General features: G+C 62.4%; 18 protein-coding genes. 11 read left to right on the forward strand and 7 right to left on the reverse strand.

Features of this window, described 5'->3' with window-relative positions; genetic code table 11:
• Positions 1 to 85: 85 nt before the first annotated feature.
• A complete protein-coding gene (locus tag NKJ75_RS11685) occupies positions 86 to 2,527 on the forward strand; it encodes a GcvT family protein (protein WP_352499696.1) in 2,442 nt (813 codons plus the stop codon).
• A 92-nt stretch (positions 2,528 to 2,619) separates the two neighbouring features.
• Here the strand turns inward: NKJ75_RS11685 and NKJ75_RS11690 are convergent, their stop codons facing one another.
• Entirely contained in the window at positions 2,620 to 3,012 is a 393-nt protein-coding gene (locus NKJ75_RS11690; protein WP_352499697.1) for a DoxX family protein, read from the reverse strand.
• Positions 3,013 to 3,219: 207 nt separating this feature from the next.
• Between NKJ75_RS11690 and NKJ75_RS11695 the strand changes: the two genes are divergently transcribed.
• On the forward strand, positions 3,220 to 3,708 hold the full coding sequence (locus tag NKJ75_RS11695; RefSeq protein ID WP_352499698.1) for a hypothetical protein: 489 nt from the start codon (positions 3,220 to 3,222) through the stop codon (positions 3,706 to 3,708).
• 31 nt (positions 3,709 to 3,739) lie between these two features.
• Here the strand turns inward: NKJ75_RS11695 and NKJ75_RS11700 are convergent, their stop codons facing one another.
• On the reverse strand, positions 3,740 to 4,402 hold the full coding sequence (locus NKJ75_RS11700; protein ID WP_352499699.1) for a hypothetical protein: 663 nt from the start codon (positions 4,400 to 4,402) through the stop codon (positions 3,740 to 3,742).
• Positions 4,403 to 4,653: 251 nt separating this feature from the next.
• The gene (locus NKJ75_RS11705; RefSeq protein ID WP_352499700.1) at positions 4,654 to 5,430 is read right to left on the reverse strand and encodes a VOC family protein; all 777 of its coding nucleotides are present in this window, start codon (positions 5,428 to 5,430) and stop codon (positions 4,654 to 4,656) included.
• Between the two features lie 196 nt (positions 5,431 to 5,626).
• Between NKJ75_RS11705 and NKJ75_RS11710 the strand changes: the two genes are divergently transcribed.
• Entirely contained in the window at positions 5,627 to 6,346 is a 720-nt protein-coding gene (locus NKJ75_RS11710) for a gamma-glutamylcyclotransferase (RefSeq protein ID WP_023699643.1), read from the forward strand.
• A gap of 68 nt (positions 6,347 to 6,414) precedes the next feature.
• Here the strand turns inward: NKJ75_RS11710 and NKJ75_RS11715 are convergent, their stop codons facing one another.
• Positions 6,415 to 6,858 (reverse strand): hypothetical protein, encoded by a 444-nt coding sequence (locus NKJ75_RS11715; protein WP_156935986.1) that lies wholly within the window; start codon positions 6,856 to 6,858, stop codon positions 6,415 to 6,417.
• 211 nt (positions 6,859 to 7,069) lie between these two features.
• Here NKJ75_RS11715 and NKJ75_RS11720 point away from each other — a divergent pair, with 211 nt between their 5' ends.
• From NKJ75_RS11720 to NKJ75_RS11745, 7 genes are all read left to right on the forward strand, one after another.
• Positions 7,070 to 8,437, forward strand: coding sequence for an NAD(P)-dependent oxidoreductase (locus tag NKJ75_RS11720; protein WP_352499701.1), 1,368 nt, complete (start codon positions 7,070 to 7,072; stop codon positions 8,435 to 8,437).
• Positions 8,430 to 8,753, forward strand: a complete 324-nt coding sequence (locus NKJ75_RS32860) for a hypothetical protein (protein ID WP_502903854.1) — start codon at positions 8,430 to 8,432, stop codon at positions 8,751 to 8,753. Before NKJ75_RS11720 ends, NKJ75_RS32860 begins: the two co-directional genes overlap by 8 nt.
• 109 nt (positions 8,754 to 8,862) lie before the next feature.
• Positions 8,863 to 9,216: a hypothetical protein gene (locus tag NKJ75_RS11725; protein WP_352499702.1), complete on the forward strand. Its 354-nt coding sequence runs from the start codon at positions 8,863 to 8,865 to the stop codon at positions 9,214 to 9,216.
• 59 nt (positions 9,217 to 9,275) lie between these two features.
• A complete protein-coding gene (gene preA / locus NKJ75_RS11730; RefSeq protein ID WP_023699020.1) occupies positions 9,276 to 10,589 on the forward strand; it encodes an NAD-dependent dihydropyrimidine dehydrogenase subunit PreA in 1,314 nt (437 codons plus the stop codon).
• A 109-nt stretch (positions 10,590 to 10,698) separates the two neighbouring features.
• Positions 10,699 to 11,217, forward strand: coding sequence for an RrF2 family transcriptional regulator (locus NKJ75_RS11735; protein ID WP_352499703.1), 519 nt, complete (start codon positions 10,699 to 10,701; stop codon positions 11,215 to 11,217).
• A 26-nt stretch (positions 11,218 to 11,243) separates the two neighbouring features.
• Positions 11,244 to 11,702, forward strand: a complete 459-nt coding sequence (locus NKJ75_RS11740) for a carboxymuconolactone decarboxylase family protein (RefSeq protein WP_023690827.1) — start codon at positions 11,244 to 11,246, stop codon at positions 11,700 to 11,702.
• Positions 11,703 to 11,778: 76 nt separating this feature from the next.
• Positions 11,779 to 12,156, forward strand: coding sequence for a DoxX family protein (locus tag NKJ75_RS11745; protein WP_352499704.1), 378 nt, complete (start codon positions 11,779 to 11,781; stop codon positions 12,154 to 12,156).
• Between the two features lie 2 nt (positions 12,157 to 12,158).
• Here the strand turns inward: NKJ75_RS11745 and NKJ75_RS11750 are convergent, their stop codons facing one another.
• Positions 12,159 to 12,881, reverse strand: a complete 723-nt coding sequence (locus tag NKJ75_RS11750) for an SDR family oxidoreductase (protein WP_023687991.1) — start codon at positions 12,879 to 12,881, stop codon at positions 12,159 to 12,161.
• Positions 12,878 to 13,717, reverse strand: coding sequence for an SDR family oxidoreductase (locus NKJ75_RS11755; protein WP_352499705.1), 840 nt, complete (start codon positions 13,715 to 13,717; stop codon positions 12,878 to 12,880). The genes NKJ75_RS11750 and NKJ75_RS11755 overlap by 4 nt, the downstream gene beginning before the upstream one ends.
• Before the next feature lie 99 nt (positions 13,718 to 13,816).
• Between NKJ75_RS11755 and NKJ75_RS11760 the strand changes: the two genes are divergently transcribed.
• A complete protein-coding gene (locus NKJ75_RS11760; protein ID WP_023729382.1) occupies positions 13,817 to 14,689 on the forward strand; it encodes a helix-turn-helix transcriptional regulator in 873 nt (290 codons plus the stop codon).
• A gap of 9 nt (positions 14,690 to 14,698) precedes the next feature.
• Here NKJ75_RS11760 and NKJ75_RS11765 read toward each other — a convergent pair whose 3' ends face one another.
• Positions 14,699 to 15,328, reverse strand: coding sequence for a TetR family transcriptional regulator C-terminal domain-containing protein (locus NKJ75_RS11765; protein WP_023705585.1), 630 nt, complete (start codon positions 15,326 to 15,328; stop codon positions 14,699 to 14,701).
• Positions 15,329 to 15,387 lie beyond the last annotated feature (59 nt).

Raw genomic sequence — 15,387 nt, forward strand, 5'->3', positions numbered from 1 at the left:
GCCGGCAGGCCAGAGGGGGGTCGCTTGGCGCTTCCTTTTCCGATTCATCCTACGTTCCCAACTCATTGATAACAGAGCAAAACTCATGAAATCGCATGCAAAGGTCGTGGTCATTGGCGGTGGCGTCGTCGGGTGCTCCGTGCTGTTCCATCTGGCGCGTCATGGCTGGACCGATGTCGTGCTTTTGGAGCGCGACGAGTTGACCTCCGGCTCGACCTGGCATGCGGCCGGCGGCATGCACACGATCAATGGCGACCCCAACGTCGCCAAGCTGCAGAAATACACGATCTCGCTCTACAAGGAGATCGAGGAGCTGTCGGGGCAGGCGACCGGCGTGCATCTGACCGGCGGCGTGCTGCTGGCGGCGACCGAGGCGCGGCTCGACTGGCTGCGCGGCGTCGTTGCCAAAGGGCGTTACCTCGGCATCGATCTCGAGGAAATATCGGCCAACGAAGCGGCTGAACTGATGCCGCTGATTGATCCCAAGCAGTTCGTCGGCGCCGTTCGCAACAAGGAAGACGGCCATCTCGATCCCTCCGGTGTGACGCATGCCTACGCCAAGGCCGCGCGCAAGCTTGGCGCCGAGGTCGAGCGCTTCACCAAGGTGGAAGACATTGTGCGCCGGCCCGACGGGATGTGGCGGGTCATCACCAACAAGGGCGAGGTCGTGGCCGAGCATGTCGTCAATGCCGGCGGCCTGTGGGCGCGCGAGGTCGGCCGCATGGTCGGGCTGGAACTGCCGGTGCTGGCCATGGAGCACATGTACCTGATCACCGAGGATATGCCGGAAGTCGCGGCGTGGAACGCCAAGACCGGCACCGAGATCATCCACGCCGTCGATTTCGACGGTGAGCTCTATCTGCGCCAGGAGCGCGGCGGCATGCTGATGGGCACCTATGAGAAGGCCAACAAGGTGTGGTCCGAGTTCCAGACGCCTTGGGATTTCGGCCATGAACTGCTGGAGCCGGACATCGACCGCATCGCGCCGTCGCTCGAGGTCGGCTTCCGGCATTTCCCGGCCTTCGAGAGGACCGGCATCAAGCAGATCATCAACGGGCCCTTCACCTTCGCGCCGGACGGCAATCCGCTGGTTGGGCCGGTGCGTGGCCTTCCCGGCTTCTGGGTCGCCTGCGGCGTCATGGCGGGCTTTTCACAAGGCGGCGGCGTCGGCCTGGCGCTGTCCAACTGGATGATCGAGGGCGATCCCGGCGCCGACATCTGGGCCATGGATGTGGCGCGCTACGGCGACTGGGCGACGATGGCTTACACCAACGCCAAGGTGCGCGAGAATTATTCGCGCCGCTTCTCGATCCGCTTTCCCAATGAGGAGCTGCCCGCCGGGCGGCTGCTGAAGACGACGCCGATCTACGATCTGCTGTCGGCCAAGGGCGCGCAATGGGGCGTGTCCTGTGGGCTGGAAGTGCCGCTCTGGTTTGCGCCCGAGGGTGTCAAGGACGAGTTCTCGTGGCGGCGGTCCAGCGATTTTTCCCATGTCGCCAACGAGGTCGCGACTGTTCGTGAGAGCGTCGGCCTGGCGGAGATTTCGAACTTCGCCAAATACAAGGTGACGGGAGGAGGGGCGGCCGCTTGGCTCGACCGGATCTTTGCCTGCAAGTTGCCCAAGCCAGGCCGCATGACGCTGGCGCCGATGCTGAAGGATGACGGCAAGCTCATCGGCGATTTCACGCTGGCCAATATCGGTGCCACCAATTCCAACGGGACCGAGTGGTTCATCGCCGGCTCCGGTATCGCCGAGCAGTATCATATGCGCTGGTTCGAGGCGCATTTACCTGCGGATAGCTCAGTGCGCATGGAGGCGCTGGGGCAGAAACTGACCGGTCTGGCGATCGCCGGACCCAAGGCGAGGGAGGTGCTGGCGAAGGTCAGCCGCGCGGATGTCGCCAACACCGCATTCCCCTTCATGGCGGTCGCGAAAATGGACATCGGCACGGCGCCGTGCCTGGTCGGCCGCGTCAGCTACACCGGCGATCTCGGCTACGAGATCTGGGTGGCGCCGGAATATCAGCGCGCTGCCTTCCGGGCATTGATGGCGGCAGGCGAGGAATTCGGCCTCGGCCTGTTCGGCTCGCGCGCGCTCAATGCGCTGCGGCTGGAGAAAAACTACGGCTCATGGGCGCGCGAATACCGGCCGATCTACGGGCCGCTGGAGGCCGGACTCGACCGTTTCGTCGCCTATGGCAAGGATGCCGATTTCATCGGCAAGGCTGGCGCTCTTGCCGAGCGCAAGCAGGGCGGCAAGCTCAGGCTGCGCACATTTATCCTCGATGCCGACGATGCCGATGTCATCGGCGACGAGCCGATCTGGTACGATGGCGCGGTGCGCGGCTGGGTGACGTCGGGCGGCTATGCGCATCACTCGAAGAAATCCGTCGCCATCGGCTATGTGCCGAAGGAGATCGCAGACAAGAGCGACGGCTTCGAAATCGAACTTTTGGGCAAGCGCCACGCGGCGCGCGTTCAGGCAGCGCCGCTCTTTGACGCGAACTTCGAGCGAATGCGCGCCTGAAGCGCTTCGGCTTCGCCGAGGCGCTTCAGATTCCTTTGTGCATGTCGTTATCCCAAAACCGCTGCGCACCTTTGGGCGACATGCATTGCGCGTCAGACGTTGCGGCGGTTGTCGAGCGCGAAGGCGCCGGCGCCGGCAAACAGCAGATAGAGGAAGATGAAGCAGAAGGAGATTGCCGCGTCGCCGCTGTTGTTGACCGGGAAGAAGTCGCGCGGGTAGTGCGCCATGAAATAGGCGATGGCCATCTCGCCGGCCAGAAGGAACGCGACCGGGCGGGTCAACAGACCGAGCGCCAGCAGGATGCCACCTGCGAATTCCAGGATGCCTGCCGTCGCCGTCAGGCCGCTAAGAGCGTGAGGCTCGGCGCTGACCGGAAAATTGAACAGTTTCTGCGAGCCATGCTCGAGGAACTGCAGGGCTGTGATGATGCGCAGGACGCCGAGTGCCTGCGGCTGAAATCTGGCGAGACCGTCAAAAAGCTTCATCTAAACTCCATTTTTCCAACCCTGTGGCCCGGCCATAAATCATCACCCGGCGCTGGACCATTCACTTCCCATGGCCTGTCATCAACAATCGGTGATTGCAATTATTTCCAGTCTGACTTCGAAATCTGCTCTCGTTATGGTTGCATACATCTCGTTAAAGTTGTATATCTGCGAGTAGACACTCCAAACCAGACGGGTTCCTTCGCCATGAAAAAAATCGCCATCAGCCTGTTCGCAATCCTCGCAAGCACCAGTTTCGCCGTGGCCGCTGATGCTGGCTGCGATGCCTTCAAATGGCCGGTAACACGCGAGCAGGAACTGTTTCCGGCAGCGCCCGCCGCGCAGTCCGGTGCCTCTCTTGCTTTCGGCGAAGCCGCGGATATGGCGCTGGAGCCGGTCGATGCGGTCAGCTTCATGGTCTCACCGCAACGCGCGCCGGCAGCCGGCACGTTCGGCGCGACGGCAAACGTGGCCGTGCCACCGGAAGGAGAGCTCCAGATCAGCCTGTCCGATGAGGCCTGGGTCGACGTCATTCAGGATGGCCAGGCCGTGAAATCAGCGGGTTTCAGCGGCGTGAAGACCTGCCCCGGCATCCGCAAGAGCGTGCGCTTCAAGCTGACGCCTGGCTCAGCCACGATCCAGCTCAGCGGCGCCAGGAAAGAGAACCTCAAGGTCGCGGTGCTGGCGCCGGAATGACCGCGCAGGAGCGTGCCGCGAAGGTACGGCATTAACTCGTGGAGGGGTCATCCCTGGGGCTTCGCTGGTCATAGTCAGAGCTAAGCAATCCGTCGAAAAGTTGAATGCTCCAAGTTCGGCGCTCACTGAGCAAGGCTTCATACCGCGGACATTTCCAGGAGATGAGATCGCGACACATCTCGTCGAGCGAAAGAGCATCTCGCAATCCAAACTCCTTGATGGCGTTCATGCGGCCAGAAGGCGATACAGCACCCCAGATAAGGATCGCGCCGGCGGTCGGCACCCTCTGTTTGCCAACCCACACCTGCAGGTCTTCCGACGGCCGAGCTGATCGCAGGAAAACTTCGAAAGCTGGCTTTTTGTGATGCTTGAGCTGATCAGCGTTCGTTAGAATGAAGTATCGGAAGCTCTGGTATTCGATCTCACACTTCATCTCGGCAACGTAAAGCGCGTCGCTCCTCCGATCTCGCAGGGTGAAGTCCAGCGTATAGCCCCGATCTGTCATGGCAGTTTTTACCGTGGGGCGACCGATGTTTTGGTACAGCGATCGCTCGTCATCACACCAAAGCGAGACAATCCTCTCAGAGAATATGCCGAACATTCGCGACAGAAATTTCGCTCGTTCAGCCTCTGCCCGGCTATCGGGCTTAAAGATCGCGCTCAGAAGCTGGCTCATGAATGCAATGCCGATCAACAGGTTTCTGACTAAGAGCAAGAGCACTATTCCGTGCTCTGCTCAAGTTCTGGGTGACTCGCCGTTCATAGCCGAGCGCGCACGTCGGGCCGCTTGGTTCAGCTTTCCGTTGAGTGCATATACAGCGTCCGCAAAGTGGGTGATAAGCAAAGGGGGCGCGGTGCTGGCGCCAGAGTGACCGCCCCGGACGCGCCTCTCATCGCACCGGCGGCGCGATGAGAGCAGTTCCGTGCAGGCGAGTACAGAGGGGATCAGCGGCCGGGCGCGATCAGCGCGAAATAAGCGCCTTGCGGATCGGTGAACTGGGCAATCCATTGGCCGGTCGGCACCGGCATCGGACCCATGACAATTTTGCCGCCATTGTCGGTGACGCGTTTGGCGGCTGCGTCGATGGCGTCGACATTGAAGTAGAACAGCCAGACCGGCACCGGCAGCTGTTGCGGCTTGTTCATGATGCCGCCGCCAGATTCAGGGCCGGCCGAGAAGGTCTGATAGATGCCCATCTCGCCGACGTCCATGCTACCGGCATCGGTCCAGCCGAACTGGCTTGAATAGAAATCGCAGGCCTTCTGGCGGTCGGCCGCATAAAGCTCGTGCCAGCCGACATGGCCCGGCGTCGTTGCCGGAAGGACGGGCTGGTCGGGACCATTGGGCTGCAGGAACATGAAGGCGGCGCCTTGCGGGTCGGCGACGACGGAGAAACGGCCGACGCCGGGAATGTCGTCGGGTTCGCGGTGAACAGCCCCGCCGGCGGCTTTCAGTGCCTCGGTCGAGGCATCGGTATCGCTGGTGTGGATATAGCCGAACCAGGCCGGCTTCAAACCCGTCCTGGCTGCTTCCTCGGGCAGGGTCATCAGCCCGCCGACGCCACGCTCGGCGGAGTTCACCACGATATAGCGCGGCATGCCGGGCGCCTTGTCGAAGGGCTCGGCCCGCCAGCCGACCACGGTGGTGTAGAACGCTTGCGCCGCATCGAGGTCGCTGGTCATCAACTCGTACCAGAAGAAGGGCATTGCGGATTTCGGCATTTTCGGTCTCCTCACCTTCATGCATAGATCGTCGTCCGATCCATCAAAGGACGTTTTCAGCGACGCGAATCCGACAGCGAAGCGGAGAAAAGTTCAACGGCTGCGTTGACACATCGTTCCGCACTTCGTCCCGCTCGACGCCTTGCACGTGCGGCGGTTTTCGACTTTCCTTGGGCAAACGAAGGGTAGTCGTTTCATGCGCCTTATGTCGCTCACGCCTGAGCTTGTGTCACTGTGTCATCGCGAAGAGGTCGATCCCGGGCCGGACGGCAGCTGGACGCAGCTGAACGACGAGGATTTTCGCACGCTTGCCTTACAGCTCTCCGACGAAGCCGATGCGGGGCCGTTATGGGTGTTCGCCTATGGCTCGCTGATCTGGAAGCCGGCTTTCGAGTCCGTCGAACGCCAGCGCGCCACTGCGTTTGGCTGGCATCGCTCCTTCTGCCTCGACATGGTGCGCTGGCGCGGCAGCGTCGCGCAGCCGGGGCTGATGATGGCGCTCGAACGCGGCGGCCGATGCGACGGCGTCATCTACCGCCTGCCCGACGGCGACAAGCCGCAGCAGATCGAAAGACTGCTGCGGCGCGAGATCGACGACCATGAGAGTGTCAGCTCGGTCCGGTGGGTTCCCGTGCGCACGGAGCAGGGCCGGATACGGGCGCTCGGCTTCTGGGTCGGGGTGACCGGCAGGGGAACGTCGCTCGGGCAGCCGCTGGACACGGTGGCGGGGGTGCTTGCCAGAGCCTGCGGCCATGTCGGCTCGGGCGCGGAATATCTCTACAACACCGTCAGCCACCTCGAGGAATTCGGCATCCGCGACCGCAATCTGTGGCGGCTGCAGCAACTGGTTGCCGACGAGATCAGGTCGATCCATGGCGGCCGCTCAGATGCCAGCCTACAGCTGGCACCTTCGTAGCGAACAGCCACCAATCTTGGCCTGTGCCGGAGCGTATGCGGTTTCAAGGCGTTTCGCTCCCCGGGTGATCAGATCCAAGAAGGAGTGGCTTCACGAGCAATGACCTCAACCGTGCATTCGAGACTGAGCAGCAGAAAATGCGTACAGTCTTCTGTCGGGCCAAGTGTCGATCGCAACCAGTGCGAGTTCTCCACTCGCAGGATCGGCCACCTGTAGGAGGCTTGCCTGCCAGATCCAATCAATGGGATCGAGGTGTCCGCACGGATTTTGGTCAGTCCCAGCATGTCATCATGGGCAGCCAGGGCTACTACCCCTTGAAAATCGATCTTGAGAGTTCGTTCCGATGTCCCGAAGTCGCCTTCGACGGTCAGCTCAAAGTTATTGTCGGATTTTAGACGCCACACCTGACAGGCAGCCAGAGGTAAATCTCCCACGGGCTCCCACCGGTGAGCCGTCTCCCTATCATCGGTCATCGCCTTCTCCGTTGAATGAAAGCCGCGCATCGTGCTCAAGCGCCCTATCATTTCGCGCTGGCCTGGAACAGCTTGCCGCGACTTGGAGCTTGTCGCGCTCCCCTCTTTGAGGACGCAACCGTCACTCATAACATGAGCAACTAAATCATATTATCAGCTAATCTTTTCAGCGGCTTGGGTCGAAAATTGACCAATTGATAAAAAAATAAAACGTGCTAGCCTTCCCCAAAACGAAACAGGGGAACTGACGATGCCAGAAGGCCAGTTCAAGGACGGCATTGCCGGCGGCCGGCTTGCCGCCGACCAGTACGCCGAGAATTTTTCCGATCTGCATCCGCCGCTCGATCACCACGAAGCGCTGGTCGAATCCGATCGCTGCTATTTCTGCTACGACGCGCCGTGCATGAATGCATGCCCGACCTCGATCGACATTCCGCTGTTCATCCGCCAGATATCGACCGGCAACCCGATCGGTTCGGCCAAGACGATTTTCGACCAGAACATACTGGGTGGCATGTGCGCCCGCGTCTGCCCGACCGAGACGCTTTGCGAAGAGGTCTGCGTGCGCGAGGTGGCGGAAGGCAAGCCGGTGCAGATCGGCCGCCTGCAACGCTACGCCACCGATGTCGCCATGGCCGAGCACAAGCAGTTTTATCCGCGCGCTGAATCGACCGGCAAGTCGGTCGCCGTCGTGGGCGCCGGACCGGCCGGTCTTGCCGCGGCCCACCGGCTCGCCCGCCAGGGCCATGACGTCACCATTCTGGAAGCCCGCCCGAAGGCCGGCGGCCTCAATGAATATGGCATCGCCGCCTACAAGAGCACCGACAATTTCGCCCAGGCCGAGGTCGACTATGTCACGGGGATCGGCGGCATCGATATCCATAACGGCAAGGCGCTCGGCCGCGACTACCAGCTGTCGGACCTGATCCTGAATTACGATGCCGTCTTCCTCGGCATGGGGCTAGGCGGCGTGAATGCGTTGCGCGCGGATGGCGAGGACGCCGATGGCGTTGTCAATGCGGTCGAGTTCATCGCCGAGCTACGCCAGGCCAGCGATCTCGCGAGCCTGCCGGTCGGCCGGCGCGTCGTCGTCATCGGCGGCGGCATGACGGCGATCGATGCCGCGGTGCAGTCGAAGCTGCTCGGCGCCGAGGAGGTGACGATCTGCTACCGGCGCGGCCAGGAGCACATGAACGCCTCCGAGTTCGAGCAGGATCTGGCCGCGGCCAACGGCGTCACCATCCGCCACTGGCTGCAGCCGAAGCGGGTCATTGTCGAAGGTGGCAAAGTGTCGGGCATCGAGCTCGAATACACAGCGATGAACGGCGACACGCTTGTCGGCACCGGCGAGCGGCTGACGCTGGCCGCCGACCAGGTGTTCAAGGCGATCGGCCAGAGCTTTGTGCCGGCGGCACTTAACGGCAGCGGTGCTGCGATCGAACTCGAAGCCGGCCGCATCAAGGTCGACGCAGAAGGGCGCACCTCGCTCGCCAATGTCTGGGCCGGCGGCGACTGCATTTTTGGCGGCGACGATTTGACGGTATCGGCCGTCGCGCAAGGCCGCGATGCGGCGGAGAGCATCAACCGGGCACTGGCTGGAGGAAGCTGGAATGCCTAACGTCGTCAAGTTCGTTGGAGCTTTAAGCACGAGCCTGTTGCTGTTTTCTGCCAACGCCTCGGCGGCTCATCGTGTGACCAGATATTTTGATCAACCGGACGTTCGCGCAGGGGAGGCGTTCTCTCCTATGCTTGGGTGCGGGAACGAGGAGCTCATCTCTGGAGGTTACGCGCTTGATATCCCGCCGGCCAACCCTACTGCGTTGGTTGTATCGGCAAGTTATCCGTTTAGCGACCATGTGTGGCAGGTCGTCGTCCGAAACGTTTCGAGTGAGCCTGTAGCAGTTCAGATAACTCTTGTTGTGATCTGTAGCTAGCGGAGAGAGTTATGACCGACATCCGCAACAATTTCGTCGGCATCAAATCGCCCAATCCGTTCTGGTTGGCCTCGGTAAAGCCGACCCGCTTGATCAACCGGGCACTGCGATGATCGCGCCGATCCTCGCTGCCGTCATCGGTACCGCGGCAATGCCGGCGGCTTCAGGGGATTATTGGCTCTATGCGCAATGGTGCGACCAGAAGGGTGAAGAGCGGATGATCGTCGAGGCGTCCGGCGTCGGCTTCAGCGAGCACACGATCTGCCAATGGACAGCCGGGTCGCCAACTGGCGACCTGGTACAAACGACGGTTTCATGCGCCAGCGTCTATCTCAACGGGGACGAGACCGTGCGCATGGATGAAAAAATGGTCGGGCTGGAAGCGCGCAAGGGCGATCCGGACCAGATCACGGTAACGGTCGAAGGTGAACCGCCATCGGTTTTTCTTCGATGCGAGGAATGATCCGATAGGCAACGCTTTAAGGTGGCGGTAAGCCCGCCACGGCCAGAGGAGAAAGACCCATGGCAGACATCCGCAACAATTTCGTCGGCATCAAATCGCCCAATCCGTTCTGGCTGGCTTCGGCGCCGCCGACCGACAAGGCCTACAATGTCATCCGCGCCTTCAAGGCGGGCTGGGGCGGCGTCGTGTGGAAGACGCTGGGCGAAGAAGGTCCGCCGGTGGTCAACGTCAACGGCCCGCGTTATGGCGCGATTTGGGGGGCCGACCGGCGCCTGCTCGGCCTCAACAATATCGAGCTGATCACCGACCGCGATTTGCAGGTCAATCTGCGCGAGATCAAACAGGTCAAGAAGGACTGGCCCGACCGCGCCATCGTCGTCTCACTGATGGTGCCATGCGTCGAGGAAAGCTGGAAGGCGATCCTGCCGGTGGTCGAGGAGACCGAAGCCGACGGCATCGAGCTCAATTTCGGCTGCCCGCACGGCATGTCGGAACGCGGCATGGGCGCGGCCGTCGGCCAGGTGCCGGAATACATCGAAATGGTGGTGCGCTGGTGCAAGGCCAACACCCGCATGCCTGTCATCACCAAGCTGACGCCGAATATCACCGATGTGCGCAAGCCGGCGCGCGCCGCACTCTCCGGCGGAACCGACGCGGTGTCGCTGATCAACACCATCAACTCGATCACCGGCGTCGACCTCGATAGCTTCGCGCCGCAGCCGACCATCGACGGCAAGGGCTCGCATGGCGGCTATTGCGGCCCGGCGGTGAAGCCGATCGCCATGAACATGGTGGCCGAGATCGCCCGCGATCCGGAAACGCGCGGCCTGCCGATCTCCGGCATTGGCGGCATCACCACCTGGCGCGATGCGGCCGAATTCATGGCGCTCGGCGCCGGCAATGTGCAGGTGTGCACGGCGGCGATGACATACGGCTTCAAGATCGTGCAGGAGATGATCGCCGGTCTCGAAAACTGGATGGACGAGAAAGGCCACGCCTCGCTCAACGACATTGTCGGCCGCGCCACGCCCAACGTCACCGACTGGCAGTATCTCAACCTCAATTACATCGCCAAGGCGCATATCGACCAGGACGCCTGCATCAAATGCGGCCGCTGCCACATCGCCTGCGAGGACACTTCGCACCAGGCGATCACCAACATGGTCGACGGCGTCAGGCATTTCGAGGTGATCGAGGCCGAATGCGTCGGCTGCAATCTGTGCGTCAATGTCTGCCCGGTCGAGAACTGCATCACCATGGAGCCGCTGGCCGCCGGCGTGATGGACCAGCGCACCGGCAAGCCGGTGTCGCCGGTCTATGCCAATTGGACGACACACCCGAACAACCCAATGGCCAAGGTGGCTGCGGAGTAGGGAACGGGTCGAAGAAAAAAGCGGCGCTTTCGAGCGCCGTTTTTCATTTTCCTATTGCAGATAAAATTTATCCACGATATAAGATATCCATGAATCGGAGATCAACATCATGAAGCTGGGCGAGGGCGTTGAAGCGGCCATCCATTGCGCGGCCACACTGGCCAGCGTGGAGGGCAACAGCACGATGCCGGGTGCTGCCTTGGCAGAGTCCTTCGGCCTGTCGCCGAGCTATCTGCTGAAACATCTGAACCAACTGACGGCTGCGCGCATCCTGGAATCGGTGCCGGGACCGGCGGGCGGCTACCGGCTGGCGCGTCCGGCCGAGCGCATCACGCTGCTCGATATCGTGCTTGCGGTCGAGGGTCGCGAGCCGGCCTTCCGCTGCGGCGAGATCCGCCAGCGCGGCCCGGTCAAGATCGATGCTTCGGCCTATGTGAAGCCGTGCGGCATCAATGCCGCGATGCTGAAGGCCGAGCGCGCCTATCGCGCGGCCCTCGCGGAAACCCGGTTGTCCGACATCCTGGCTGACTACAAGGCCGAAGGCGATCCGCGATCGTTTGCCGCCAGCTGTGCCTTTGTCGCGCGCCATCAGCGGCCGCAGAAACCCACTGCAGCCAAGCAAAGTTAACCCCCGCCAGACAGAAAGGAAAGACGATGAAACAGAGACTGCAATTCTTTGCCAAGGCGCCGGAAATCATGAAGGCGGTGTCAGCGCTCAACAAGGCGGTCGACGAATGCGGGCTTGAAGTGAGCCTGCTGCATTTGATCAAGCTCCGCGCCTCGCAGATCAATGGCTGCTCCTACTGCGTCGAGATGCACAGCCGCGAGGCAAGGCGCGACGGCGAAACCGAGACACGGCTCTATCTGGTTTCGGCCTGGCAGGAATCGCCGCTGTTTTCCGAACGTGAACGCGCGGCCCTTGCCTGGACCGAGGCAACGACCCTGATCGCCAACAATGGCGTTTCGGACGAACTCTATGCCCGCACGCTCGAGCACTTCTCGGAAGAGGAACTGGTCAAGCTGTCGGTCGCGATCGGCATGATCAACACCTGGAACCGGCTCTGCATCCCGTTCCACGCCATTCACCCGATGCCGGCTGCCAAAGCAGCCTGACCGTCCGGTGAGTCATGGAGCGCCGTCGAAAGGGCGGCGCTCCACCTGTTTCATGCTTAAGTACGGGGAAGATTTCATGCCTGTCGATTTGCCTTCGACCTTTTTGTTTCTCGGCCGCCTGTTGCTCGGCGGCGCCTTCGTTTTCGCCGGCCTGCGCAATGTTCAGAACGAGACCTTCCTGACAGGGCTGATGACCGCGCGCGGCGTGCCGCAGGCGAGATTGGCGTTGTGGGCCGGCATCGTCCTGCAGACCATTGCCGGCGCGCTGTTGATGGCCGGCCTGTGGACTGCGACCGCCTGCGCCGTGCTGCTGCTGTTTCTCACCGTCGCCACGCCGATGTTCCACAATTTCTGGGACCATCAGGGCCCGGACCGGGCGTCGCGCATCAACGGTTTCGTCGGCAACGTCGCACTGGCCGGAGGCCTTCTCACGCTGATCGCGCAGTCGCTGTAAGGTCACGCCGCGTAGCGCAGGCCGCCGTCGCAGGTCAGCACCTGGCCGGTCATGAAGCCGTTGGAGACGAGAAAGGCGATTGCGCCGGCGACGTCTTCGGCGCGGCCGATCCTGCCCACCGGGGTTTTGCCGGCATATTCGCTGAACACCGCCTGCCGCTGGTCTTCGGCCAGAAAATCCCACCATGGCGTGTCGATGACGCCGGGCGCCACGACGTTGACGCGCAGAGGCTTCAGTTCGACCGCCAGGATCGGCACCACCGTCAGCAGCATGCCGTTGACGGCGGCAATGCCAGCCACGCCGGGCGCCGACAATTGTGCCGACACCGCCGAGATGAAAGTGACCGATCCCGATCTGTTGAGCGTCGGTAAGGCTGCCTGCAAACAGGACAGCTGCGGCCTGACTTTCTCGTCGACGCCGCCGGCGATGTCTGAGAGGTCGAGGGTTTCGAACCGCCCAAGTCCCTTGCCGCCGCTGGCAGCCAGCACGAGGTGATCGAACGGTCCGAGTTCCCCAAAGAACTGGCGGACTTCGTCCGGCTTCGAAGCATCGAAGGCAGCTTTTTCGGCGGCGCCGCCGAGGCTCTTCCAGGCGCTGGTGAGCTTGTCCTGGTTTCGTCCGGTGATGGTCACCTTCATGCCTGGGCCCAGCAGTTTTCGCGCCGTTGCCAAGCCGATGCCGGATGAGCCGCCGATGACGACCGTGTGTTCGATCTTGCCGGTCATGAATGCTGTTCCTTCGATTTTGCGGAGGCTTGGCCGACGAGGTCGAGGCTCAGGGTTCGCAATTGCTGTCTGGCCTTGGCGTCATAGGCTTGTGCGTCGGCGCGGGATTCCTTTTGGCCATCGAAATAGAGGCCACTGCGGCCCTCCAGGGCGGGCGATGTCGCGAGGTTGAGAATGGCGTCGGCGCCGGTCTCGACCGAACTCCATGGCGTCACGCCGGCCTGGCGGACCATGGTGGTGTTCATGTAGCTCACCGGATGCAGAGCGTTGACGGTGACGCCGCTGCCTTTCAACTCTCCGGCCAGGTCGATGGTGAACAGGATCTGCGCCAGCTTGCTCTGGCAATAGGCGCGCACGCCGTCATAGGAACGTGTCAGCATGACATCGCCGAAATCGATCGCCTGCTGGCCGGCCGAAGCGACGTTGATGATGCGCGCCGGCGAACTCGCCTTGAGCAGCGGCAGCAGTTCCGAGGTCAGCAGGAAACCGGCGAGATAGTTGACCGCAAAGCGCAGTTCGAAGCCGTCGGCGCTGAGCTGTCGCTTGGCGCCGGCCGTGCCGATGCCGGCATTGTTGATGAGGATGTCAAGCCGGTCGGTTTTTGCGCGTACGGCCTCGGCAAGGCGGCGGACCTCGGCTAGCGAGGCGAGGTCCGCGGCGAGGAACTCGGCTTTGCCGCCGGCGGATTCGATTTCTGCGACGGCTGCCTTGCCGCGAGCCGCGTCACGGCCATGCACCAGCACGCGCGCGCCGCCGGCGCCCAGTCTTTGCGCGACGACACGGCCGACGCCGTCGGTCGAACCGGTGATGAGGATTGTCTTGTCTTTCAGATCCATATTCAGAGCCTCCATCTCTCTGGATGGAAGATGGGGCGCCTGACGCAGCCCAAACAGTTCAAACTTTATCCTGGTATCAATACTGCTATAATAGCTCTCATGGATGCTCCCACGCACTCCGCTGAAGACAGCCGCCGGCGCGAGCTTGGCGCCTTCCTGCGCTCGCGCCGCGAAAGATTGACGCCGTCCGCCACCGGCATCGCGACCGGCCTGCGGAGACGCACGCCAGGCTTGCGTCGCGAGGAAGTGGCGATGATCGCCGGCGTCGGCACCACCTGGTACACATGGCTAGAGCAGGGGCGCGAGGTCAGACCCTCGGTGGAGGTGCTAGCGGCGCTCAGCGAAGCGCTGCGCCTCGACGCCGTTGAAAGGCGGCATCTGTTCATCCTGGCAGGCCGCCAGCAACCGGAGAACCGCGTGGCTGCGCCGGAAAAGGTCGATGGCCCGCTGATGCATATGCTGGAGAGCCTGGTGCTGCAGCCGGCCTATGTCGTCGGGCGGCGCTGGGACGTGCTGGCCTGGAATCCGGCGGCGGTAGCGGTGTTCGGTGATTATGGCCTGCTAGAGGGCGACGCCCGCAACATCGTCCACATGGTGTTCACCAATCCGCATCACCGGCGCCTGCTGGTTGACTGGGAGCAATTGGCGCGCACCGTGCTGGCCTCGTTCCGGGCGGAAAGCGCCCGCTATGTGGGCGATGCGGATTTCGAGCGGCTGATCGTGCTTATGACGCGCTCAAGTCCGGAGTTTCGGGACTGGTGGCCGCAACGCGACGTGGCACGCCGATTGTCGGGGGTGAAACATGTCCGACATCCGAGAGCCGGCGCCATGACGTTCGAGCATATGAGCCTGTCGATCGACGACGGCTCGGACATGAAGCTGATCGTCTACACGCCGCTGGCCGAACAGAATTCGATCGAGAAGCTGCAGAATTTGCTTGAGGCGATGCCGGCGGAGCGCCGCAGCGCCTGACGCCCAAGGTCAGCCCTTCGGCTTCAGCCCATCAATGAACAACTGCTCCAGAAACCGCGCCGCATCCTCGAAGCGGCCGTCGCTGCCGCGGTCGGGCCCGAGCACCGCGCGGACCTGGACATCGAAATCGGCATAGTGCTGCGTCGTCGCCCAGATCGAAAAGATCAGGTGCCAGGGATCGGTGCGGGCGATTTTTCCGGCGCGCATCCAGCCCTTGATGACGTTGGCCTTCTCGTCGACCAGCGTTTTCAGCTCACCCGCCAGCAGCGGCATGATGCGCGGCGCGCCTTGCAGGATCTCGTTGGCGAACAGCCGGCTCTCCCTGGGAAAATCACGCGCCATTTCGAGCTTGCGCCGGATGTAGCTCCTGAGCTCGGTCAGGGGGTCGCCGATGTCGTCGAGTTCACGTAGCGGCGCCAGCCAGGTCGCCAGCAGCCGCTCCATCAGCGTTTCGTGGATGTCTTCCTTGCGGCGGAAATAATAGAGCAGGTTCGGCTTCGACATCCCCGCGGCCTCGGCGATCTGGTCGATGGTCGAGCCGCGAAAGCCGTTGGTGGAGAAGACTTCGAGCGCTGCTTCCAGGATCAGTTCGCGCTTTTCCTGCTGGATGCGGGTGCGGCGAGGGGCTGAGCCTTCCATGGCGCCGCTCACCCCTGCAAGCCTTGGCCGAGCGGGTCATCTGGACCAATTCTCTGGAC

The sequence above is a fragment of the Mesorhizobium sp. M0058 genome, from assembly GCF_040323095.1.
Taxonomy (GTDB): domain Bacteria; phylum Pseudomonadota; class Alphaproteobacteria; order Rhizobiales; family Rhizobiaceae; genus Mesorhizobium.